The organism is Bacillus sp. FSL K6-3149 (assembly GCF_038630515.1).
GTDB classification, from domain to species: Bacteria; Bacillota; Bacilli; order Bacillales; family Bacillaceae; genus Bacillus; species Bacillus pumilus.
In genome coordinates, this window is the sequence record NZ_CP152034.1 from 2,279,229 (window position 1) to 2,300,950 (window position 21,722).

At 40.6% G+C, this 21,722-nt stretch carries 22 protein-coding genes and 1 riboswitch; of the genes, 20 read left to right on the forward strand and 2 right to left on the reverse strand.

The window, feature by feature from the left end; genetic code table 11:
* Positions 1-63 precede the first annotated feature (63 nt).
* Positions 64-108: riboswitch (PreQ1 riboswitch) on the forward strand.
* A 159-nt stretch (positions 109-267) separates the two neighbouring features.
* The 5 genes from queC to MHB83_RS11520 all read left to right on the forward strand — a co-directional run bounded on the left by queC (position 268) and on the right by MHB83_RS11520 (position 3,088).
* The gene (gene queC / locus MHB83_RS11500) at positions 268-924 is read left to right on the forward strand and encodes a 7-cyano-7-deazaguanine synthase QueC (protein WP_003211973.1); all 657 of its coding nucleotides are present in this window, start codon (positions 268-270) and stop codon (positions 922-924) included.
* Positions 925-1,365 carry a 6-carboxytetrahydropterin synthase QueD gene (gene queD / locus MHB83_RS11505; RefSeq protein WP_251190926.1) on the forward strand — a complete coding sequence of 147 codons (441 nt, stop codon included), beginning with the start codon at positions 925-927 and terminating at the stop codon, positions 1,363-1,365.
* Positions 1,358-2,089, forward strand: coding sequence for a 7-carboxy-7-deazaguanine synthase QueE (gene queE, locus MHB83_RS11510; protein ID WP_050945163.1), 732 nt, complete (start codon positions 1,358-1,360; stop codon positions 2,087-2,089). The genes queD and queE overlap by 8 nt, the downstream gene beginning before the upstream one ends.
* Positions 2,090-2,104: 15 nt before the next feature.
* Entirely contained in the window at positions 2,105-2,602 is a 498-nt protein-coding gene (gene queF / locus MHB83_RS11515; RefSeq protein WP_003211403.1) for a preQ(1) synthase, read from the forward strand.
* Between the two features lie 267 nt (positions 2,603-2,869).
* Positions 2,870-3,088 carry a hypothetical protein gene (locus tag MHB83_RS11520; RefSeq protein ID WP_044139792.1) on the forward strand — a complete coding sequence of 73 codons (219 nt, stop codon included), beginning with the start codon at positions 2,870-2,872 and terminating at the stop codon, positions 3,086-3,088.
* Positions 3,089-3,180: 92 nt separating this feature from the next.
* Here MHB83_RS11520 and MHB83_RS11525 read toward each other — a convergent pair whose 3' ends face one another.
* Both MHB83_RS11525 and MHB83_RS11530 read right to left on the reverse strand, forming a co-directional pair.
* Positions 3,181-3,705 (reverse strand): GNAT family N-acetyltransferase, encoded by a 525-nt coding sequence (locus tag MHB83_RS11525; RefSeq protein WP_003211151.1) that lies wholly within the window; start codon positions 3,703-3,705, stop codon positions 3,181-3,183.
* Positions 3,706-3,857: 152 nt separating this feature from the next.
* Positions 3,858-4,046 (reverse strand): DUF2187 family protein, encoded by a 189-nt coding sequence (locus tag MHB83_RS11530; protein WP_003211747.1) that lies wholly within the window; start codon positions 4,044-4,046, stop codon positions 3,858-3,860.
* Between the two features lie 167 nt (positions 4,047-4,213).
* Between MHB83_RS11530 and MHB83_RS11535 the strand changes: the two genes are divergently transcribed.
* From MHB83_RS11535 to MHB83_RS11605, 15 genes are all read left to right on the forward strand, one after another.
* Complete coding sequence (locus tag MHB83_RS11535) at positions 4,214-4,408, forward strand: hypothetical protein (RefSeq protein WP_044139794.1); 195 nt, start codon at positions 4,214-4,216, stop codon at positions 4,406-4,408.
* Positions 4,409-4,715: 307 nt separating this feature from the next.
* Positions 4,716-5,369, forward strand: a complete 654-nt coding sequence (locus tag MHB83_RS11540; RefSeq protein WP_003211234.1) for a cell wall hydrolase — start codon at positions 4,716-4,718, stop codon at positions 5,367-5,369.
* 115 nt (positions 5,370-5,484) lie between these two features.
* Positions 5,485-6,801, forward strand: a complete 1,317-nt coding sequence (locus MHB83_RS11545; protein WP_342496333.1) for a polysaccharide biosynthesis protein — start codon at positions 5,485-5,487, stop codon at positions 6,799-6,801.
* A gap of 54 nt (positions 6,802-6,855) precedes the next feature.
* Positions 6,856-7,344: an endospore biogenesis thiol-disulfide oxidoreductase StoA gene (stoA, locus tag MHB83_RS11550; protein WP_335365025.1), complete on the forward strand. Its 489-nt coding sequence runs from the start codon at positions 6,856-6,858 to the stop codon at positions 7,342-7,344.
* A gap of 293 nt (positions 7,345-7,637) precedes the next feature.
* Complete coding sequence (locus MHB83_RS11555; RefSeq protein ID WP_342496334.1) at positions 7,638-9,557, forward strand: heavy metal translocating P-type ATPase; 1,920 nt, start codon at positions 7,638-7,640, stop codon at positions 9,555-9,557.
* A gap of 104 nt (positions 9,558-9,661) precedes the next feature.
* Positions 9,662-10,756, forward strand: coding sequence for a Xaa-Pro peptidase family protein (locus tag MHB83_RS11560; RefSeq protein WP_342496335.1), 1,095 nt, complete (start codon positions 9,662-9,664; stop codon positions 10,754-10,756).
* Positions 10,757-11,046: 290 nt separating this feature from the next.
* Entirely contained in the window at positions 11,047-12,036 is a 990-nt protein-coding gene (locus MHB83_RS11565; RefSeq protein ID WP_212045807.1) for a LacI family DNA-binding transcriptional regulator, read from the forward strand.
* 55 nt (positions 12,037-12,091) lie between these two features.
* Entirely contained in the window at positions 12,092-12,946 is an 855-nt protein-coding gene (locus MHB83_RS11570) for a transcription antiterminator (protein WP_003212366.1), read from the forward strand.
* Positions 12,947-13,148: 202 nt separating this feature from the next.
* Positions 13,149-15,248 (forward strand): glucose-specific PTS transporter subunit IIBC, encoded by a 2,100-nt coding sequence (gene ptsG, locus MHB83_RS11575; protein WP_342496336.1) that lies wholly within the window; start codon positions 13,149-13,151, stop codon positions 15,246-15,248.
* A gap of 93 nt (positions 15,249-15,341) precedes the next feature.
* Complete coding sequence (locus tag MHB83_RS11580; RefSeq protein ID WP_003211078.1) at positions 15,342-15,608, forward strand: phosphocarrier protein HPr; 267 nt, start codon at positions 15,342-15,344, stop codon at positions 15,606-15,608.
* Positions 15,608-17,326: a phosphoenolpyruvate--protein phosphotransferase gene (gene ptsP / locus MHB83_RS11585; RefSeq protein WP_106029802.1), complete on the forward strand. Its 1,719-nt coding sequence runs from the start codon at positions 15,608-15,610 to the stop codon at positions 17,324-17,326. The genes MHB83_RS11580 and ptsP overlap by 1 nt, the downstream gene beginning before the upstream one ends.
* 97 nt (positions 17,327-17,423) lie before the next feature.
* Positions 17,424-17,666, forward strand: coding sequence for a transcriptional regulator SplA domain-containing protein (locus MHB83_RS11590; protein ID WP_044331928.1), 243 nt, complete (start codon positions 17,424-17,426; stop codon positions 17,664-17,666).
* Positions 17,667-17,748: 82 nt separating this feature from the next.
* A complete protein-coding gene (splB, locus tag MHB83_RS11595; protein WP_050945157.1) occupies positions 17,749-18,777 on the forward strand; it encodes a spore photoproduct lyase in 1,029 nt (342 codons plus the stop codon).
* A gap of 118 nt (positions 18,778-18,895) precedes the next feature.
* The gene (locus MHB83_RS11600) at positions 18,896-20,857 is read left to right on the forward strand and encodes a methyl-accepting chemotaxis protein (protein WP_050945156.1); all 1,962 of its coding nucleotides are present in this window, start codon (positions 18,896-18,898) and stop codon (positions 20,855-20,857) included.
* Positions 20,858-20,931: 74 nt separating this feature from the next.
* On the forward strand, positions 20,932-21,717 hold the full coding sequence (locus tag MHB83_RS11605; protein ID WP_310023537.1) for an SDR family oxidoreductase: 786 nt from the start codon (positions 20,932-20,934) through the stop codon (positions 21,715-21,717).
* The last annotated feature ends 5 nt before the right edge of the window (positions 21,718-21,722 follow it).

A 21,722-nucleotide genomic window follows, 5' to 3' on the forward strand; every position in this document is an offset into this window, starting at 1 on the left:
TAGCCTGCATGGAAAATATGTGGTACACTATCCTCTGTGAAAATTGAACAAAAATCCGTGTAAACGGGAGAGGTTCTAGCAAAACCCTCTATAAAAAACTAAGGACTTGCCGTATCCTTGGATGTGGCATTTTTTATTTTTTATGGCTGGGACACCTCATACACATGTAAAGGTGTCTTTTCTTTTGAGAAAAATAGGGGTTTTCATGAGCCTTTCAGATGCAGCTTTGTACGAGTGTATAGATCTGCAAGAGGAGGAGAACAGAAGATGAAAAATGAAAAAGCAGTCGTTGTCTTTAGCGGGGGACAAGACAGTACGACATGTTTATTATGGGCACTTCAACAATTCGAAGAGGTAGAAACCGTGACCTTTCATTATAATCAGCGTCATCAAGAAGAAATTGATGTCGCCAAAAGAATTGCTGACAAGTTAGGTGTGAAGAACCATCTATTAGATATGTCTCTTTTGAATCAGCTGGCACCAAATGCTTTAACAAGAGATGACATTGACATTGAGGAAAAAGAAGGAGAGCTGCCTTCCACATTTGTACCAGGAAGAAACTTAGTGTTCTTATCCTTCGCTTCTATTCTTGCGTATCAGATCGGTGCAAGACATATTATCACAGGTGTATGTGAAACAGACTTTAGCGGCTATCCAGATTGCCGTGACGAGTTTGTAAAATCTTGTAATGTCACAGTGAATTTGGCGATGGAAAAACCATTTGTCATCCATACACCGCTCATGTGGCTCAATAAAGCAGAAACATGGAAGCTAGCAGACGAGCTGAATGCATTAGATTTTGTGAAAAATGAAACGCTCACTTGCTATAATGGCATCATGTCTGATGGCTGCGGGGAATGTCCTGCGTGTAAGCTTCGGAAAAAGGGCTATGACACTTATATGGAAATGAAGGAGGCAAAATAAATGCTTTCTCAAATCTATCCACAAACGAATCATCCATACTCATTTGAATTGAACAAGGATATGCATATATCAGCTGCCCATTTCATCCCAAGAGAGGATGCAGGTGCTTGCAGCCGTGTACATGGTCACACGTACACCATCAATATAACCATTGCTGGAGATGACCTAGATGAATCAGGTTTCCTTGTCAATTTTAGTACACTGAAAAAACTTATTCATGGACAGTATGATCACACGCTGCTCAATGATCATGAGGAATTCTCATCAACCGATCCATACGCGATGCCTACTACAGAGGTTGTGGCAAAGACAGTCCATGACAAAGTCGCAGCATATTTATCGACTTTAGCAAATAAACCAGTATGTGTTCAGGTCTTTGTTAGGGAGACACCAACAAGCTACTGCACTTACCGGCCGAAACGAGTTGAACACAATGGCTAAAGCAATTCCTGTATTAGAAATCTTTGGTCCGACCATTCAAGGAGAAGGGATGGTCATTGGACAAAAAACCATGTTTGTCAGAACGGCTGGCTGTGACTACTCTTGCAGCTGGTGTGATTCCGCCTTTACTTGGGATGGATCAGCAAAGCATGACATTCAGTGGCTTCACGCAGAGGACATTGTCAAGGAATTAAAAAGAATAGGCGGACAGGCTTTTTCTCATGTCACCATTTCAGGGGGAAACCCTGCGCTTTTAAAACAAATGGAATCACTTATTGATTTGCTACACGAAGAAGGAATTGATACAGCGCTTGAAACACAAGGGACAATGTATCAGGACTGGTTTTTGAAAATTGATGATTTAACCATTTCTCCGAAGCCACCAAGCTCAAATATGAAAACAGATTTCGCGAAACTCACACGTATCATAGATGAGCTGAAAAACGGAAATAGATTGCAACATGCAAGCCTAAAGGTCGTGATTTTTGACGATCATGATCTAGCCTATGCAAAGGATGTTCATGCGAAATATCCAGAGCTTCCTTTTTATTTGCAGGTAGGAAATGATGACACGACAACAGGTGATGATGCGTACTTATTGACGCACTTATTAAAGAAGTATGAAGCGCTTGTCGATCAAGTAGCGCAAGACCCAGACTTAAATCGCGTAAGAGTGCTGCCGCAGCTGCACACATTATTATGGGGCAATAAACGAGGCGTATAGAAAGGAAGAGACGACATGACGACAAGAAAACCAGAAGAATTAGAAGGTGTCACTTTACTAGGAAATCAAGGAACCAATTATTTGTTTGATTATGCACCACAAGTGCTTGAAACATTTCCGAATAAACATACAAATAGAGATTATTTTGTGAAATTCAACTGCCCAGAATTTACATCACTTTGTCCGCAAACAGGTCAGCCGGATTTTGCGACAGTTTATATCAGCTATATCCCAAATGAAATCATGGTTGAAAGTAAATCATTAAAATTGTATTTGTTCAGCTTCCGTAACCATGGTGATTTTCATGAGGATTGTATGAATATTATTATGAATGATCTCATTGAATTGATGGACCCGAGATACATTGAAGTATGGGGCAAATTTACACCAAGAGGCGGTATTTCAATTGACCCGTACACGAACTACGGAAAACCTGGTACCAAATATGAAGAAATGGCTTCATATCGCATGATGAATCATGATATGTATCCTGAAACGATTGATAATCGCTAATAAAGGAAAAGACATGCCTAATGACATGTCTTTTTTTATGGGTTTGAATGGGATGAATTAGATTGAAGTGATAAAAAAAGAGAAGAGTCATGTCGCTCTCCTCATAAAAATGGGAATAGAACTTGCTAGGACGGCTGGGGGCTACCAGCTCGTAAATTTATTATACATGACAGAACGTATGTTTGTAAAGGTAATTTGTGTTTTTTGCTTATCTTATTTGCTTTGAGATAAAATAGAGGCAATGAACGAATAACGGAGGCGTTTGAGTTGGCAAACAAAGAAGAAAAGACAGAGAAGCTGCTGATGGAACTAAAAGAAGAGCTTCAAATGCTCGAACATCAAAACAAAGAACGATATAAATGGAGTGCCTCCACATTGCTTGGAGTGATTGCACTTTTAATCGATAAAGGCGTTATCACCCCAGAGGAAGTTGACATGTACAAAACGAAAGCGGAAATGCAAACCTTTCATACGCAAAAAGACTGACACTAGTACAGGTGAAATAATAAGAAAAGGACATAACAAATTGATGAATCAATTTATGTTATGTCCTTATTTCTGCATCTATTTTTATGGTATTAAACAAGTTTATACATTAAAACATCGTCCCAGTATTCATGTTCACTTATTTTAAATTCTTTTATTTTACGACCTTCTTCTCTGAATCCCATCTTTTTGTACAAAGAAATGGCCTTTTGATTTGTAGAGAATACGGCTAAACTAACCTTTTCGATCGAAGGATTCATTTCTGCCCAATTTAATAACGCTGTTAGCAACATTTCCCCTACGCCTAAACCTCTAAAGCTCTTATGAACCATCAAACCAAATGAACCTGCGTGGGCAGTTCTTTTTCTATTTGATCCATTTTCAAATGCTATAAACCCAATGACTTTTCCGTCTTTTTGAGCAACTATGTACGTTTCGTTTTCGTTCTCTATTCTTTTTTGTATCCAAGCCTTGTGTTCTAAAAGGGTTTTTTTGTTTTCTTCAGGCGTTGTAAGTAAATAATCTGATTCAGCAATCACTGATGACTGTATGTCTAAAGTAGTTTCAGCGTCTTCCATATTCCCAAAACGCACAATGATATCATTTGAATTTTGCATTTTAGTTTCTCCTGTCTAGAGCTAATACTGCATCTCATCACTTTATAAAAATAGAAAGTTGTCTGAAATACTATTCACCTTTTCAACAAATAAATGAACAGCTTTGCTTCGTATTTACGTATGTATCGATAGTCTGAATTGAGGATTGCAAATTAATGTACGGAGTCTTTGATGATTTTATAGTTTTTATGATTAACGACTGTTAGTGAATCCAGTTCTAAATCTCTATAGTTGTCCATAATGGTGACATCGACAATGACAGAGTTTTCATTCACTTTTTCAACTACACCTGTTAAACCATTTCTAAATTCGATCACATTTCCAATTTTTGCAATCTTCAACCGATCCCTCTCCTTTAAAAACAGATTTCATTCCCTATTAAAAAGTATTTTGCAATATTTTCATACCAATGTAAAGGATAAAGACGTTTTTGTTTCGTTTTCGTTGTATGCTTTCCTAACGGATGATATATTTAATATTTGATGATGGCTGTAAAGGAGCGGTTTATTTGACGGAAGAACAAATCCTCACAATACTTGAATCGTTACGAAATGGGACAGAAAAGCAAGTGACCATTCAGAAAGATGATTTTTTAACGTTTCGTTCGATCTTGGTGAATCAAGATGATTTTAAGTATTTTCGCGGGATTGCGAAACATGGTGGAGATGTTATTTTTGAATATCTTACAGAAGCAAGAAGCTAAAGCTTTTTCTCATGAATGAGAGAAAGCTTTTTTATTTTAGTTCTTTTGTCACACTTCAAACGAGCTTGATACATCTGAAAAGAAAATGTAATAACCCATAATCAGGAGCATAAGGATGATTATAGGCGGAAAAGGGGTCTTTTTAAGCGCTAACAATTCCAGTTGATACTCAATTCAACTAGGACATGCCATTTAATGACGGAATTTGGTTAGGCATGCAAATCTTTGTGCGTGAAAATAGAAGGAGCTCTTGTTAGAGTGGACAAGTATCTTACCGCCTACTTTAATTAAAGGAGGAATGAGGCGAATGATGAAAATTCATACCGCTCTTTTTGTCATCCTTATGCTAATCGCAGCCATGAAGATGGACAACATACAAGAGCAGCAAGGCACATTAAGTCACGAACTTTCACAAGCACCTGTTAAGCATGAGCTTTCATATATAGATCAAGATGAACACGATCAAGTCATCCCAGCATTTTCAGAGGAGAAGCGTCAGCCGAAAGTCAAAATGCTAAGTACGTCTTCAGAAAAAATGTCTTCAAAACCGAAGCAAAAGAAAAGAGTAAAATCAGAAACGACGAACGAGGAAAGCGCCAAACGCTATTCTAATGAGGAAATGGAACTGCTCTCACGATTGGTACATGCTGAAGCGAAAGGTGAATCTTACGCAGGTAAAAAAGCTGTGGCAAGCGTCGTCTTAAACAGGGTGGAGCATCGCTCTTTTCCTGACAGTGTTAAAGGTGTTATTTATCAGCGAAATGCTTTCCAGCCAGTATCGAATGGAAGTATTCATGATAAAGCAGATCAAGATTCTGTTAAAGCTGTGAAGCAAGTAGTGAAAGAACATGACAGAACAACAAAGGCCATTTATTTTTATAATCCCAAAACGGCAACAGATAACTGGATTCGTTCTCGCAAAATTGTAGAACGTATCGGTCGTCATGTATTTGCTGTATAAAGAAATGAAGCGATCAATCAGATCGCTCTTTTTTTTGTCTTCATTTATCAAAATATTTTCAGGACTTGTCTCATAGAATGTGAAAAGAATTTGCTTTAGATAAAGGGGAGGCTACATGAATCGATTTGTAAAAGGGGTCATTCTGCTATCTGTCGCAGCTTTCATTGCGGAGTGTATAGAGTTTTTAGTCAATATGATTTTAGCGAGAGAGCTTGGAGAACATGGAATGGGTCTATATATGAGTATCCTTCCAATCATCATGCTGGTCCTCGTGATTGCCAGCTTAGAGCTGCCAGTCTCCATTTCTAAATTCATTGCAGAATCGCATGAGCGGCTCCATAAAAGTATGCTCCGCCATGCGTTTAAAATGACGCTTGTGGTGACATGTACAACAACGGGGATCGCTGCGATTGTCCTGCCGTTCATTCCAGTGTTTCAGTCGTATCATCCGCTCATGAAAGGGCTTGTGCTGTCTCTTATTCCAATTATTGCGTTTACCTCGATTGCACGCGGCTATTTTATGGGAAAGCAGCAAATGGGCAGGATCGCTCTTGCCAATATGCTGAAGAAAACGATCCAGCTTATCTGCCTGTTTTTGTTCTTCCATTGGTATTCGTTTGATATTGAAACAGCGGTACTCATTGCCATCGGTGTCATTGTCGCGAGTGATCTTGTCGTCTTTATTTATTTATACTCCCAATACGTCATGGCGAAAAATGCTGTCAATGTCAGGTCTGTTGAATTAAGAGGAATTGACGTGAGAAAGCGCCTATTAGCTGTCTCCATTCCAACAACGGGCATGCGGATTTTTCATGCGATCGCAAATGCGATAGAACCGTTTTTAATCAAAGGTGCCCTTATTGCTGCAGGCATCTCTGGATCACTTGCTGTTGATCATTACGGCATGCTGGCTGGTGTCGCGATGTCGATCGGTTTTTTCCCTGCATTTATCGCTCATTCCATCATGATTGTGATGATTCCGAGTGTATCTGAAGCCTATGCTTTAGGTCAGTATGCCCTTGTGAAAAAACGTGTCAGGCAGGCAATAATCATTACGTTTGGGTACGGGGTACCGGCAGTGATGGTGATGTATTATTTTGCTTATCCGCTCACACAGCTCTTTTTTGATTCACCGCAAGCAGCTATCTACTTACAGCTGCTTTGGCCGTACTTTTTATGCCACCTGTTTGTGATGCCATTTCAAGCGTGCTTAATCGGTATGGGGCTCATTAAAGATGTGTTCCTACATAATATATGGGTGCATGTCGTCTCGTTTTCAATGGTGTATTTTCTCGGGTCAATTGAAAGCTTGAATATGATGGGGGTTATATTAGGGATGAATACGGGCATGCTCCTCTTGACTGCACTGCATTATGCGACGATTTGTAAGGAGCTCGGCGTTTCCATGTTTCTTAGAATGAAAAAAGCTTGAATGTCCTCTTCGTCGAGCGGGCAAGCTATAAGAAAACTGGGAAGGAAGATCCTGATGAATCGTAAATATCTACCCGCCAGTCTTCTTATAATGACCCTGCTTCTATTACTCATAGGCAGCGAGGCTGAAGCGAAAGAGCCCGTTATGGCGCCAAGGATAGAGGCTCCTACATTAACTGGTGAAACGCAGATGATTCCGGCGAAAGGAAAAAAGACCATTTTGCATTTTTGGACAACATGGTGCCCGTCCTGCAAAATGGAGCTGCCCGTATTTAACCAGATCGTGAAAGAAAATCAGAGTGATGTTGATATCTTAACGGTGAATTTACTAGGGGCTGAACAAAGTAAACATGCGGTTGCCCAATTTGTGAAAGACAGAAAGTTTACATTCCCGGTCATACTAGATGAGCGAGGGGAAATGATGAAGAAATACCAAATCATCACCATTCCAACCAGCTTTTTGATAAATGAAAAAGGGGAAATTGTGAAAAATCATGTAGGTCCACTGACGAAAAAACAAATCAAGGAGTGGACGGATTTTTAGAACGAAACATGATTTCAAGAACCAAGGATCATTCCTTTGGTTCTTTTTTGTGTTCAATTGCTTTTCATCTGAATAAACTGTGCTCAGAAGAGATGAAAGGATCTACATCAATAATGATAATTATTATCAAAAAGAAATTATAATAATTATTAATTGAAAATCGCTCAGAACCTGTTATAATGAATAACAGACCTATAAAAAGCTTGAAATAGCAGAAAATATAGATGAAAAAAGGAAACGGGCAACAATTGATGATGTGAAAACCATTATCAATTAGAGAGGAGAAAACAATCATGAATGAGAATGCAGCACTTTATCAAACAACAAATCAAAAGGAATCGAAATGGTCCCTTCATCAATGGACACAGCACGGAGAATTAATAGCAGCGGGTATCTCGGGGATTCTCATTTTGGTTGGATGGATGTTAAAGGATGAGAGCATGTGGAGTATTCCTTTATTTATCCTTGCGTTTATAATTGGAGGTTTTGCAAAAGCGAAGGAAGGAATTGAAGAAACCATTTCGTCTAAAAGCTTGAATGTTGAACTTTTAATGATTTTTGCAGCTATAGGCTCAGCAATCATTGGATATTGGGCAGAGGGCGCGATCTTAATTTTTATTTTCTCACTTAGTGGTGCGCTTGAAACGTATACATCAAATAAAAGCAAGAAGGATTTAACAGCTTTAATGAGCATCGCACCAGATGAAGCGACTTTCATTGAAGAAAATGGTACGACCATTCAAGTCTCTGCTTCATCATTAACACCAGGTGACCGTATCATGATCAAAGCTGGGGAACGTATTGCAGCAGATGGTGTGATTTTAAGCGGAAGAACAAGTGTGGATGAATCAGCGCTTACGGGCGAGTCTGTGCCCCAGGAAAAAGGGCAAGGCGAAGATGTGTTTGCGGGAACAGTGAACTTAAATGGTTCCTTAACAGTAGAAGTGACCAAACATAATGAAGAAACGCTTTTCCATAAAATTATTAAACTTGTCGAATCGGCTCAAGAAAGTGTGTCACCAAGCCAGGCATTTATTGAAAAATTCGAAGGTGCGTATGTAAAAGGTGTACTGATCACCGTCGCGATTTTAATGGTTCTGCCTCATTTTGTACTAGGCTGGAGTATGAGTGAAACCTTCTACCGGGCCATGGTGTTTATGGTCGTAGCATCACCTTGTGCGCTTGTTGCATCCATTATGCCAGCTGCTTTGTCACTGATCTCAAACGGCGCAAGAAACGGAATGCTTGTTAAAGGGAGCGTCTTTTTAGAAAAGCTAGGCACTAGCAGCATGATTGCTTTTGACAAAACGGGGACGATTACAAGCGGAAAGCCAGCTGTGGAGCAGGTGGTGATCGCTAAAGGACAAGAGGAAGCGGCCTTTTATCAGGCGCTTTATCAAATTGAAAGTCAATCAAACCATCCATTAGCGAAAGCGATCTCTGATATGGCACAAGAGCAACAAATAGAAAGATCAGCTCATGTCACCATTGAAGAAACCTCTGGTTTTGGTGTAAAGGCACAATTGAATGGAGAAACGTGGTGGATTGGGAAGAAAGACTTTGCTGGCAAGGCTTCAATGGACCGCGAGATTGAAGAAACAGGAGAGCATCTTTCTGAAAAAGGATACACAGTGGTGTATGTTCAAAAGGATCAAGAAGTCGTTGGGTGCCTTGGCCTTAAAGATCAAATGAGACCTGAAGCGAAGAAAATGATTCAAGAGCTGAATGATTTAGGCATCCAAACCGTCATGCTGACAGGAGATCAGCAAAAAACGGCTGAAGCCATTGCGCAGGAAGCCGGCATTCAAAAGGTTGTTGCTGGGTGCCTTCCAGATGAAAAGGTACATGAGGTCAATCAACTTAAAAAACACGGTAATTCCATCATCATGGTAGGAGACGGAATCAATGATGCACCGGCACTCGCCACAGCAGATGTGGGGGTTGCGATGGGCGGAGGCACAGACGTGGCTTTAGAAACAGCAGATCTGATCTTAATGAAGAATAATTTAAATAACTTAACGAAGATGATCCGTCTTTCAAGAAAGATGAACCGAATTATTAAGCAAAATATTATTTTCTCATTAACGGTGATTTGTTTGTTAATTTGTGCGAATTTCTTACAAGTGCTTGATTTGCCTTTTGGCGTCATCGGGCATGAAGGAAGTACGATTTTGGTCATTTTAAATGGACTGCGTCTGCTTCGTGCATCTTAAGCAAATCATCATAGCGCACTTGGCTTCTGCCAGTGCGCTTTTGTGCGAAATAAAGCAAAAACTGATACAATAGATCAGTAGTAAAACGTGTGAGGAGGATCACGATGAACCGAATGAAGAGCTTGTCTTCTTGGCTAAAGGAAAAAGACATTCAAGGTGCATTTATACATACAAAGGAAAATGTGTTTTATCTATCTGGATACTTCACAGAGCCGCATGAAAGAGTAATGGGGCTGTTTGTGTTTCAAGAGGCAGATCCATTTTTTATTTTGCCTAAAATGGAAGTCGAGCAGGCGAAAAATGCTGGGTGGTCAGGCGATATCATTGGTTATGAAGACCATGAGAATCCATTTGATTTCATTCAGTCAGCAGTAGAAAAACGCGGTGTAAGAGCAACTCGACTTGCAATTGAAAAAGAGTCGATTCCGCTTCAAAGAGCAGAACAGCTTCAAGCTGCCACTGGGGCAGAAACTTTTGTCCGGGTAGAAGAAGAGCTCAATCAGCTAAGGCTGATTAAAGATGAATCTGAAATTGCTACATTGAAAAAAGCAGCTCAATTGGCAGATGAAGGGGTAAAAATTGGGGTGAACGCCTTAAAAGAAGGAGTCACCGAAACAGAAGTGCTCGCTGTCATTGAATATGAGCTAAAGAAAAAAGGCATTCAAGGCATGTCCTTTTCGACGATGGTTCTCTTTGGCGAAAAATCAGGAGAGCCTCACGGAAATCCAGGACAGGCAGCCTTAAAAAAAGGCGACTTTGTGTTATTTGACCTTGGAGTCATTGTTGATGGGTACTGCTCAGACATTACAAGAACATTCATCTATCAGGAAGCTTCTGATCAGCAAAAGGACATCTATCAAACCGTCCTGAACGCAGAAATGGCAGCACTAGAAATGAGTAAGCCGGGTGTGAGAATTGGGGACCTGGACTTAAAAGCACGCGGGCTGATCACAGAAGCTGGATATGGGGACTATTTCCCTCACCGCCTTGGGCATGGTCTAGGGGTGTCTGTTCATGAGTTTCCTTCGATGAGCCAGGCAAATGATGATCTTCTCCAAGAAGGCATGGTGTATACGATCGAACCTGGGGTCTACGTCCCAGGAGTCGGCGGCGTCAGAATTGAAGATGATGTATTGATCACAGCAGACGGTCCAGTCACTTTAACCAATTATCCGAAAGAGCTGACGATCATCAAGTAATAAAAAAATCACGATGAACGTCCATGTCTTGGAAGTGTCATCGTGATTTTTTGTCACTCTTTTCGATCCTTATCAACAAAAAAATCATCAATTGATTCAAACGGTCTGATTTTATGTTCTTTTCCTAAAGGATGTAGTGCAAAACGAGCAGAAAACAAAACAGTCATACATAATATAATCCATATGATGAAACCCATCTTGAATTCCCCTTTCCATCCAGTGATTTGTTCAGCTCACATACATCTTAAAGTATGAAACGCTTACCATAGCAAGAGAAAGTAGGAGAAAAAATGGCAAACATAAGGGAGATTGCGAAAAGAGCGGGCGTATCTGTGACAACTGTATCACGTGTGTTGAATGATCATCCTTATGTCAAAGAGGAAAAACGAGAACGTGTTCTACATGCGATGAAAGAGCTCAAATATACGAGAAACATTCAAGCTGTCCATTTAGCAAAGGGCTATTCAAATATGCTTGGCATCGTTCTTCCGACGATTGAACACTCTTATTTCAGCGGCCTTGTCACAGGTATTGCAGAAAAAGCACAGGCGCACGGTATGCATTTTGCTTTATTTCAAACGGGGTATGATCCATTAAAAGAAAAAGAAGCGTTAATGAGTTTAAAAGAACGCCGTGTGGATGGTTTAATATTTTGTTCAAATGCGTTAAGTGATGGGCATATTTTAAAGTGGCAGGAATCTGGGCCGATTATATTTTGTCATCCCACGCCGCATGATACATGCTCAACAGTGTCAATTGCACATGATCAAGCATTTAAGGAAGGCCTGCATCATTTGGCAGCATGCGGCCATCAACGAATTGCGATTGTTCTCGCCAGAACAGAAGGAGCGAATAGCGAGTCGCGCCTTCAGGCTTATCAAGAAATGATGAAATCGCTCGGGCAGGAGATTGATGAAGAATGGATCATCGAAGGGAAACTAACACTTTTTGATGGAAAACAATTATTTACAGAGTGGCAGGAGATGAAGAATCGCCCCACAGCATTATTCATCACAAATGATGACGTATCAGCAGGCTTTTTATTAGAGGCGCAGCGTCATCATATAAAAGCAGAAGAAACTCCAGCCATACTGAGCTTTCAATTTAACCAATTAAGTGAGGCTTTGGGGATTTCCAGCATTGATATTCCGCTGAAACGAATGGGTCAGGAAGCGTTTGACTTGTTCGATCGAGCCATAAAGGGAGAGGTGCCAGAGAAAAGAATGCTGCCATTTCACCTGAACGAGCGATCAACCACCGTTTTCAAAAACAATCGTTGACGCACGTTTCATCTGTTTTGTACGATAAGAGGGATTGAATAAGAAGGAGGTGGGGATGTTCATGGAATCCTTCACCGTTGATAAAGCGTTAAATAATAATGTCATCATTGCAAGACACCCTTCTTTGGGCGAAGTAGTTCTGATTGGGAAAGGAATCGGCTTCGGGAAAAAATCGGGTGATGTTCTCGATCAAGATACATTTGAAAAAATGTTTGTCCTTAAAAATACAAAGGAACAAACAGAATATAAACAACTGCTTCACCACATTGATGAGAACATGATCGAGCTTGCCAATGACGTCATTTATCATATACGAGAAAAAATGGGACACCGTTTGAATGAGCATATTCATATTGCCCTGACTGACCATATTGCCTTTAGTTTTAAGCGGGTGCAGCAAGGATATGATATCACCAATCCCTTTATGCTTGAGACGAAGTCGTTGTATCCGAAAGAATACGAGGTCGCAAAGGAAGTCGTTGAGCTCATTAACGAGCGTCCTGATGTCGAAACAAAGCTGCCAGAAGGAGAGATTGGCTTTATTGCGCTCCATATTCACTCAGCTTTAACGAATCGGCCATTATCTGAGGTGAACCGTCATTCGCAGCTCATCACGCAAATGGTCCAAGTCATAGAAGATTCATTTCATATGAAAGTAGACAGAGAAAGTATTCATTATTTACGCTTATTGCGCCATATTACGTTTTCGATTGAGCGTATTAAACGGGAAGAATCTTTAGAGGAGCCAGAAAAATTGCTTCATCTATTGAAAAATGAATATCCTTTATGCTACAATACTGCTTGGAAAATGATCAAAATATTACAACATGCATTGAAAAAGCCTGTACAAGATGCAGAGGCTGTCTACCTAACCCTTCATCTGTACAGATTGACAAATAAAATTTCATAGTTTCCTTGAAACGTGTAACTGATTCGATCAGGCATGAGTGACTTAAGGTAAATACAGGATAAGATCCTGTTATTTGCGCAACCTTATATCACCATGCCTTTTTTTGTGTTTGAAAGTGAAATGTAAACGGTTAACTATGAAATGTATGTCAGGGAGCGTCCCGCTTGTATGTTGTAAGCGAAAATAAAAGGAGGTTCAACTAGTGTTTAAATCACTTTTTGGTGTGTTGCAAAAAATTGGACGAGCACTTATGCTTCCAGTTGCGATCCTTCCTGCTGCTGGTATTTTACTAGCACTTGGGAATGCGATGCAAAATCCGCAGCTGATCGATGTGGCTCAATTTTTAAGCAATGATACAATTCAGCTTGTTGCAAGCGTCATGGAAAATGCGGGGAACATTGTCTTCTCGAATCTTCCGCTCTTATTTGCTGTAGGGGTTGCCATCGGTCTTGCTAATGGAGACGGTGTGGCAGGGATTGCCGCAATTATCGGTTATCTTGTCATGAACGTAACGATGAGTGCCGTATTAATGGCCAACGGATCCATTCCATCCGATTCAATCAAATTGGCTAAGTTCTTTAAGGAAAGCCACCCAGCATATGTTAATATGCTCGGCATACCTACCTTATCTACCGGAGTTTTTGGCGGGATTATTGTCGGGGTATTAGCAGCTTATATGTTTAATAAATTTTACAAAATTGAGCTTCCGCAATATCTTGGCTTCTTTGCCGGTAAGCGTTTTGTTCCAATTGTTACATCTATTTCAGCACTTATTTTAGGGCTTTTGATGCTAGTCATTTGGCCGCCAATCCAAGGTGCACTGAACTCATTTTCAACAGGACTGCTTGCAGCGAATGAGCCGCTTGCTGCCTTTGTATTCGGTGTCATTGAACGCTCATTAATTCCGTTTGGTCTGCACCACATATTCTACGCGCCATTCTGGTATGAGTTCTTTAGCTATAAGAGCTTATCAGGAGATATTATCCGTGGTGATCAGCGTATCTTCATGGCTCAAATCAAAGATGGTGTTCAGCTGACAGCTGGTACATTCATGACAGGGAAATATCCGTTCATGATGTTTGGTCTCCCAGCAGCAGCACTTGCGATTTACCATGAAGCAAAACCAAAGAATAAAAAGCTTGTCGCAGGAATTATGGGATCAGCAGCCCTGACTTCTTTCCTAACAGGGATTACTGAACCACTTGAATTCTCATTCTTGTTTGTTGCACCAGTGTTATTTGCAATCCACTGTGTATTTGCTGGATTATCCTTTATGATAATGGATATTCTAAACGTGAAAATCGGTATGACCTTCTCAGGAGGATTAATCGATTTCTTCTTATTCGGTATCTTGCCAAACAGAACCGCTTGGTGGCTTGTGATTCCAGTTGGTCTCGCACTTGCTGCTATTTATTACTTCGGATTTAGATTCGCCATTCGCAAATTTAATCTGAAAACGCCAGGCCGCGAGGATGAAGCAGCTGACGGTGCAGATAGTCCTAAGTCTGAAAAGGGTAATGACTTACCTTATGAAATTCTTGAAGCAATGGGTGACCAAGAAAACATTAAACACCTTGATGCTTGTATTACGCGTTTACGTGTCACTGTTAATGATCAGAAGAAAGTGGACAAGGACCGCTTGAAAAAGCTTGGTGCTTCAGGAGTTCTCGAAGTTGGGAACAACATCCAAGCCATCTTCGGTCCTCGCTCTGATAATTTAAAAACACAAATGCAGGACATCATTGCAGGCCGCACGCCTCGTCCAGCGAAAGATCCTTCTGCAAAAGAAGAAGTCAGCCAGCAGGTCGAAGAGGTCATTGCAAAACCGCTTCAAAACGAACTAGGTGAAGAAATCTTTGCATCACCAATTACAGGGGAGCTTCATCCGATTACAGATGTACCAGATCAAGTATTCTCAGGGAAAATGATGGGTGACGGTTTCGCCATCTTGCCAACAGATGGAACGGTGGTTTCACCGGTGAAAGGGAAGATCTTAAATGTATTCCCAACGAAACACGCAATTGGCCTACAATCTGACGGTGGACTTGAAATTTTGATCCACTTCGGTATTGATACGGTCAGCCTCAAAGGAGAAGGATTTGAAGCATTTGTACAAGAGGGAGATCAAGTAGAAATCGGTCAAAAACTCTTAGAGGTTGATATTGATAAAATTAAGTCTGAAGTACCATCTTTAATGACACCAATTGTATTTACCAACTTAAGTGAAGGACAATTTATTGACCTTCAAGAAGCCGGTGAAATCAAAGCTGGTCAAGAAAACATCATGAAAATTTCAAAATAATTTTCATAACTGCCGTTCTTGTTAGATGACAAGCCCGGCAGTATGATATAATATTGTGGATGTATTAATTGTATAAAAAGGAGATTGATAAAAATGGCTCAACAAACATTCAAAGTAACTGCAGATTCTGGAATTCACGCACGTCCTGCAACAGTACTTGTACAAACTGCTAGTAAATATGATGCTGATATCAACTTAGAATATAATGGTAAAACAGTGAACCTGAAATCTATTATGGGTGTAATGTCTCTAGGAATTGCGAAAGGTGCTACAATCACAATCTCTGCTTCTGGTTCTGATGAAAATGATGCACTTGCTGCGCTTAAAGACACAATGAAAAGTGAAGGCCTAGGCGAGTAATGCAACAACTGAAAGGAATCGGTGCTTCAGCAGGCGTTGCGATTGCAAAAGCATATCGTCTGGAAGAACCAGATTTAACAGTTCACCAAAAAGACATCAACGATCCAGAGACAGAAGTGAAGCGTTTTGAAGAAGCAATTCATGTTTCTAAACAAGAACTTGAAGCAATTAAAGAACATGCGCTAAAAGAGCTTGGCCAAGACAAAGCAGATATCTTTTCTGCACACCTTCTTGTGTTAAGTGATCCAGAGCTGCTAAACCCAGTAAAGGATAAAATCAACTCTGATAAAGTAAATGCTGAATTTGCTTTAAAAGAAACAGCGACAATGTTTGTTACGATGTTCGAAGCAATGGACAATGAATACATGAAGGAACGTGCAGCGGATATTCGCGACGTAACAAAGCGTGTAATTGGACATTTGCTAGGCGTTGACATTCCGAATCCAAGCATGATTTCTGAAGAAGTGGTCATCATTGCTGAAGATTTAACTCCTTCTGATACTGCTCAGCTAAACAGACAATTCGTCAAAGGGTTTGCGACAGATATCGGCGGTCGTACTTCTCACTCAGCGATTATGGCAAGATCAATGGAGATTCCAGCTGTTGTTGGAACAAAAGAAGCAACAAAAACGGTGAAAAATGGTGATCTGATCATTGTTGATGGTATTAGCGGAGACGTCATCATTCAGCCTTCTGAAGATGAAGTGAAAGCGTATCAAAAAAAGCATGAAGACTATTTAGCTAAAAAAGCGGAATGGGCGAAACTGGTTGACCAGCCAACGGTCACAAAAGACGGCGTTCACGTAGAGCTAGCTGCAAATATCGGAACACCTGAAGATGTAAAAGGTGTGCTTGAAAATGGCGGCGAAGCAGTCGGATTGTACCGTACAGAATTTTTATACATGGGCAGAGATCAGCTTCCTACAGAAGAAGAGCAGTTCGATGCGTATAAAACTGTTTTAGAGAAAATGGAAGGCAAAGCAGTGGTTGTCCGCACACTAGATATTGGTGGCGATAAAGAACTCCCTTACTTGCAGCTTCCAAAAGAAATGAACCCGTTTCTTGGCTTTAGAGCGATCCGCCTTTGCCTCGAAGAACAGGAGATTTTCAGAACACAGCTACGCGCCTTACTTCGTGCAAGTACATATGGAAACTTGAAAATCATGTTCCCTATGATCGCGACGTTATCAGAATTTAGAGAAGCAAAAGCCATTTTACTTGAAGAAAAAGAAGCATTGGTTGCCGCTGGTACAGACGTATCCGATTCCATTGAAATCGGTATAATGGTAGAAATTCCATCAACAGCTGTCATTGCAGACCAATTTGCAAAAGAAGTGGATTTCTTCAGTATTGGAACGAATGACTTGATTCAATACACAATGGCTGCTGATCGAATGAACGAACGAGTGTCTTATCTTTACCAGCCTTACAATCCAGCGATTTTACGTCTGATTACGCTTGTTATTGAAGCAGCGCATAAAGAAGGTAAATGGGTTGGCATGTGCGGAGAGATGGCAGGAGATGAAATCGCAATTCCTCTTCTTCTTGGATTAGGATTAGATGAATTCTCAATGAGTGCAACATCTATTCTTCCAGCAAGAACTCAGCTAAGCAAGCTTTCTAAGGAAGAAGCTGCATCATTTAAAGAGCATATTTTATCACTTAGCACGACAGAAGAAGTGGTTGATTTCGTGAAGAAAACGTTTCAACATAACTAAGTGAATTCAAACCAGACAGTAACCCTGTCTGGTTTTTTTGTCGAATTTTATCATATTGGGTCATATCCGTCAGAGAGAAGGGCATTCTATAAGAAAAATGGAGGTGACCAGATTGCCTTTCTCAGACTATAAACCGGGTGATCAAGTATATGTGATTTATCGAAATCCACATGCAGCAAACGTAGCACAAATCAAAGAAGCAGAAATTGTTTCACATCCATACAACGAAGAGGAGCTTGCCCTATTTTTACTTGAAACGTACCATCCCTTGGCTCCAGATGATGCGGTCTTTCCAACATATGAAGAAGCAGAAGCTCTTTATCAAGATTTATTTGAATAAGGGAGATTTTAGAAAGGATAAAAGCCATCCTGCACGGTTAAAGTAACGGTATGAAAACCTATAAGGTAAGGATGTGCTAAATATGATCAAACCTTTTGTGCCCCAGCTTGTGTACATTGAACCACGGGCGTTAGAGTACCCGTTAGGACGAGAGCTGAAGGAAAAGTTCGAGGGGATGGGTATTGAAATAAGAGAAACGACTTCACATAACCAAGTAAGAAATATTCCGGGTAAAAATGACTTACAAAAGTATCGTAATGCGAAATCAACGCTTGTCATTGGTGTGAGGAAAACGTTGAAGTTTGATACGTCTAAACCATCTGCGGAGTATGCGATCCCATTTGCAACAGGCTGTATGGGGCATTGCCATTATTGCTACCTGCAAACGACGATGGGAAGTAAGCCATACATTCGAACATATGTGAATGTTGAAGAAATATTAGATCAGGCGGAGCAGTACATGAATGAGCGTGCGCCGGATATCACGAGATTCGAAGCTTCTTGTACGTCAGATATTGTAGGAATTGACCATTTGACACATACACTAAAGAAAGCGATTGAATACTTCGGCCAAACTGATCTTGGTAAGCTTCGCTTTGTGACCAAATTTCATCATGTCGATCATTTACTTGATGCAAAGCATAATGGCCGGACAAGATTCCGCTTTAGCATCAATGCGGATTATGTCATTAAATATTTCGAACCTGGAACATCACCGCTTGATCAGCGGATTGAAGCGGCTGTCAAGGTCGCAAAGGCAGGCTATCCTCTTGGCTTTATTATTGCCCCAATTTACATTCATGAAGGCTGGCAGGAAGGGTATAAAGTTCTTTTTGAAAAGCTAGATGCAGCCCTTCCTGAAGATGTGAGGCACGATATCACCTTTGAAATGATCCAGCATCGTTTTACAAAACCAGCGAAGCGTGTCATCCAAAAAAACTATCCGAAATCAAAATTAGAATTAGATGAAGAAAAAAGAAGATACAAGTGGGGTAGATATGGAATCGGGAAATATATCTACCAAAAAGATGAGGAACAAGAACTAAGACAGACGTTAGAATCATATATTGATCAGTACTTTCCGTCTGCAAAAATTGAATATTTTACTTGAAGCAAGCCTTTTTGGGCTTGTTTTTTCTATTTAAATTTTCTCACAACTATTGAATGCGGTATCAATTATGCCGATATATACAACGAGGTATGAAAGTAGGATATAGGGGTGTGAGGAGATGTTTAAGAAACTTCAAGTGAGAATAGCTGTTTTCATCTCAGTTATTTTAATTTTAACCGTTGTGGCAGTTCAAGTGGGTTCCAACATGGTATTAACACCACTGATTGAACGAGATGCAAAAACGACCGCCACAGCAACGGCAGAAAGCCTGAAAGACATTATTACAGAAAAGCTTGATAATTACGGCAATACAATTAACAAATTGGCAACAGGTAAAATAACTGAAGAATTTGCGCAAAAACAAACAAAGCAAACACTGGATTTTGAAAAAAGTGCAATAAAAAACCTGCAGGAACAGGATAAACTCATTTCGTTTGCTTATATTGGAACAACTGATGGCAAAATGCTCGGCTTCCCGGAGTTCGATCTTGGCCAAGGGTATGATCCATCTAAACAAGGCTGGTTTAAACAAGCAGTCGAAAAGCCTGATCAGGTTGTTTGGACAGATCCATATATTGATGAAGCAACGAAAAAAGTGATTGTCTCAGCCACGAAGGCGATTGTCAAAAATGGAAAGGTCATTGGAGTCGCTGGACTTGATTTGAAGCTCTCCTCCATTCAATCTTATATAAATGAACAAGAGATTCCTTATAAAGGGACCGCTTTCTTAGTTGATAACACAGGCACCATTTTGGCGCATCCAAAAGAGCAAGGAAAAAACATATCAAAAGTTGCTTCTGTGAAAAAAGCAATCGACAATTCAGGTATTGATGACAGCAAAGAACTGACGGTCATATCTAAAATCAAAGAAGCCGATTGGACGGTTGGTGTTAGCTTTGAGAAAAAGAAACTGCTTTGGATTACAGAACAAATGAATCAGACAAGTATCATTATATCCGTCATTGCCATTATTCTTGCGATGATCCTCAGCTTCTTATTGGCAAGAAGCATTACAACGCCAATCAAGCGTCTAACAGGGCATGTGCGTAAAGTGTCAGAAGGCGATTTAACAAGTACGCTTGAAGTGAAGTCCAAAGATGAAATTGGTCTCCTCACGAAAAGCTTTAATCAAATGATAGAGGACATTAGAGAGTTAATTGAAAAAGTGAAAGGGGCTTCAGACCAAGTAGTGACATCAACGGATGAAGTCACACAAATTTCAAATGAAACCTTGCTGTCGAGCGAACAGATTGCAACCGCCATTCAAGAGGTGGCTACAGGGGCATCTAAGCAGGCATCAGATGCAGAAACAATTAATGAGAAATCAGAGCAATTGTATGAGAAAGTGCGCCATATGGGTGAGCTTGCCTCACAAATGCAAACCAACTCAAAATCATCTGAGGATGCAAGCTATAAAGGGCTTGATGCACTTGGTGTGCTCGTTCAAAAATCAACACAAGCGAACGAAGAATCGAAAAAGGTAGAGCAAATGCTGCTAGACCTTGAGCATAAAACGAAAAATATCGAAAACGTGGTGACAGCCATTTCTCAAATCTCGGATCAAACGAATTTACTTGCACTGAATGCAAGCATTGAAGCAGCGAGAGCTGGAGAAAGCGGACGAGGATTTGCTGTTGTTGCAGAAGAAGTCAGAAAGCTTGCTGAACAATCTGCGCAATCAACAAAACACATTAGTGAAACCGTCAAACTCATTCAAAATGAATCGAAGAAGGCGGCTGAAGCGATGACAGCAGCAAGTAAGATGAATGAGGAACAAGGTGACGCCATTAATGCAACAGGTGAGGCACTGAGCAGCATCACAATGGAAATGCAGGCACTTGTCGGTACAATCGACAGCATTCATACACAGATCAATGAAATGACAGAAGAACAGCAGAAGATGAGTGACTCCATTCAAAGCATTGCTGCAATTTCAGAAGAATCGGCGGCTTCGGCTGAGGAAGTGCATGCGTCTACAGATGAACAAGTCCAAGTTTTAGAAAGAACGAAAACCTCGACTGAAATGCTGAACGAATCCAGCAATGCATTACGTCAAGCAGTAGATCGGTTTAAGCTGTAAAGAAGCGGAAAGGAACCTTGCGACGTGAGCAAGGTTCTTTTTGTATGATAAAATAAAGCAAAGGAGGTGTTGACATGAATGTCAATTTATCTGGAAAAAAAGCATTGGTCGCTGCAAGTAGTCAAGGTATCGGAAAAGCGATTGCCTTTGCTCTAGCAAAAGAGGGAGCAGATGTGATGCTTTCAGGAAGACATGAGCACACGCTGACAGAAACGGTGAAAGAATTATCTCCGCTTGTAAAAGGAAAGCTGACTTATCAAGTATGTGATGTGTCTGACGCGCAGCAAATCAAGGCGCTAGTTCAAGCGGCAGCTGGTGATGAGAAGTGTGTAGACATTCTTGTGAACAATACAGGCGGGCCTAAAACAGGGACGCTTGAAACCTTAACAGATGAAGACTGGATGGAATCATTTCAGCTTCATTTACTCAGCTATATTCGATTATTAAAAGAGGCCTTGCCTTATTTGAAAAAACGCGGTGCACGCGTGTTAAACATTGCGTCTATGTCAGTAAAAGAACCGATCCCAGGCTTGATGCTGTCAAATACTTTTAGACCGGCTATTGCCGGCTGGACAAAAACAGCCGCTCAGGAGCTTGCTAAGGATGGGATTTTGATTAATACGTTAGCCCCAGGGAAAATTGAAACAGACCGTGTCAAACAGCTCGACAAGTACCGCGCGCAGGCGGAGCACCAAACGGTTGAAGAAATCAAAGCACAGGCTGAACGTACGATTCCGCTTGGCCGTTATGGGCAGCCAGAGGAATTTGCAGCATATGCAGCCTTTCTTTTATCTGAAGCCAATACATACATGACAGGTCAAACACTTATCATTGATGGTGGATTGACAAAGTCTCTTTAAGGAGG

Excerpts from the sequence above, each read along its gene's own strand:
- queC (WP_003211973.1), top strand. The coding sequence starts at position 268 with ATGAAAAATGAAAAAGCAGTCGTTGTCTTTAGCGGGGGACAAGACAGT.
- queD (WP_251190926.1), top strand. The coding sequence starts at position 925 with ATGCTTTCTCAAATCTATCCACAAACGAATCATCCATACTCATTTGAA.
- queE (WP_050945163.1), top strand. The coding sequence starts at position 1,358 with ATGGCTAAAGCAATTCCTGTATTAGAAATCTTTGGTCCGACCATTCAA.
- queF (WP_003211403.1), top strand. The coding sequence starts at position 2,105 with ATGACGACAAGAAAACCAGAAGAATTAGAAGGTGTCACTTTACTAGGA.
- MHB83_RS11525 (WP_003211151.1), bottom strand. The coding sequence starts at position 3,705 with ATGCAAAATTCAAATGATATCATTGTGCGTTTTGGGAATATGGAAGAC.
- MHB83_RS11540 (WP_003211234.1), top strand. The coding sequence starts at position 4,716 with ATGATGAAAATTCATACCGCTCTTTTTGTCATCCTTATGCTAATCGCA.
- MHB83_RS11545 (WP_342496333.1), top strand. The coding sequence starts at position 5,485 with ATGAATCGATTTGTAAAAGGGGTCATTCTGCTATCTGTCGCAGCTTTC.
- stoA (WP_335365025.1), top strand. The coding sequence starts at position 6,856 with ATGAATCGTAAATATCTACCCGCCAGTCTTCTTATAATGACCCTGCTT.
- MHB83_RS11555 (WP_342496334.1), top strand. The coding sequence starts at position 7,638 with ATGAATGAGAATGCAGCACTTTATCAAACAACAAATCAAAAGGAATCG.
- MHB83_RS11560 (WP_342496335.1), top strand. The coding sequence starts at position 9,662 with ATGAACCGAATGAAGAGCTTGTCTTCTTGGCTAAAGGAAAAAGACATT.
- MHB83_RS11565 (WP_212045807.1), top strand. The coding sequence starts at position 11,047 with ATGGCAAACATAAGGGAGATTGCGAAAAGAGCGGGCGTATCTGTGACA.
- MHB83_RS11570 (WP_003212366.1), top strand. The coding sequence starts at position 12,092 with ATGTTCATGGAATCCTTCACCGTTGATAAAGCGTTAAATAATAATGTC.
- MHB83_RS11580 (WP_003211078.1), top strand. The coding sequence starts at position 15,342 with ATGGCTCAACAAACATTCAAAGTAACTGCAGATTCTGGAATTCACGCA.
- ptsP (WP_106029802.1), top strand. The coding sequence starts at position 15,608 with ATGCAACAACTGAAAGGAATCGGTGCTTCAGCAGGCGTTGCGATTGCA.
- MHB83_RS11590 (WP_044331928.1), top strand. The coding sequence starts at position 17,424 with ATGGAGGTGACCAGATTGCCTTTCTCAGACTATAAACCGGGTGATCAA.
- splB (WP_050945157.1), top strand. The coding sequence starts at position 17,749 with ATGATCAAACCTTTTGTGCCCCAGCTTGTGTACATTGAACCACGGGCG.
- MHB83_RS11600 (WP_050945156.1), top strand. The coding sequence starts at position 18,896 with ATGTTTAAGAAACTTCAAGTGAGAATAGCTGTTTTCATCTCAGTTATT.
- MHB83_RS11605 (WP_310023537.1), top strand. The coding sequence starts at position 20,932 with ATGAATGTCAATTTATCTGGAAAAAAAGCATTGGTCGCTGCAAGTAGT.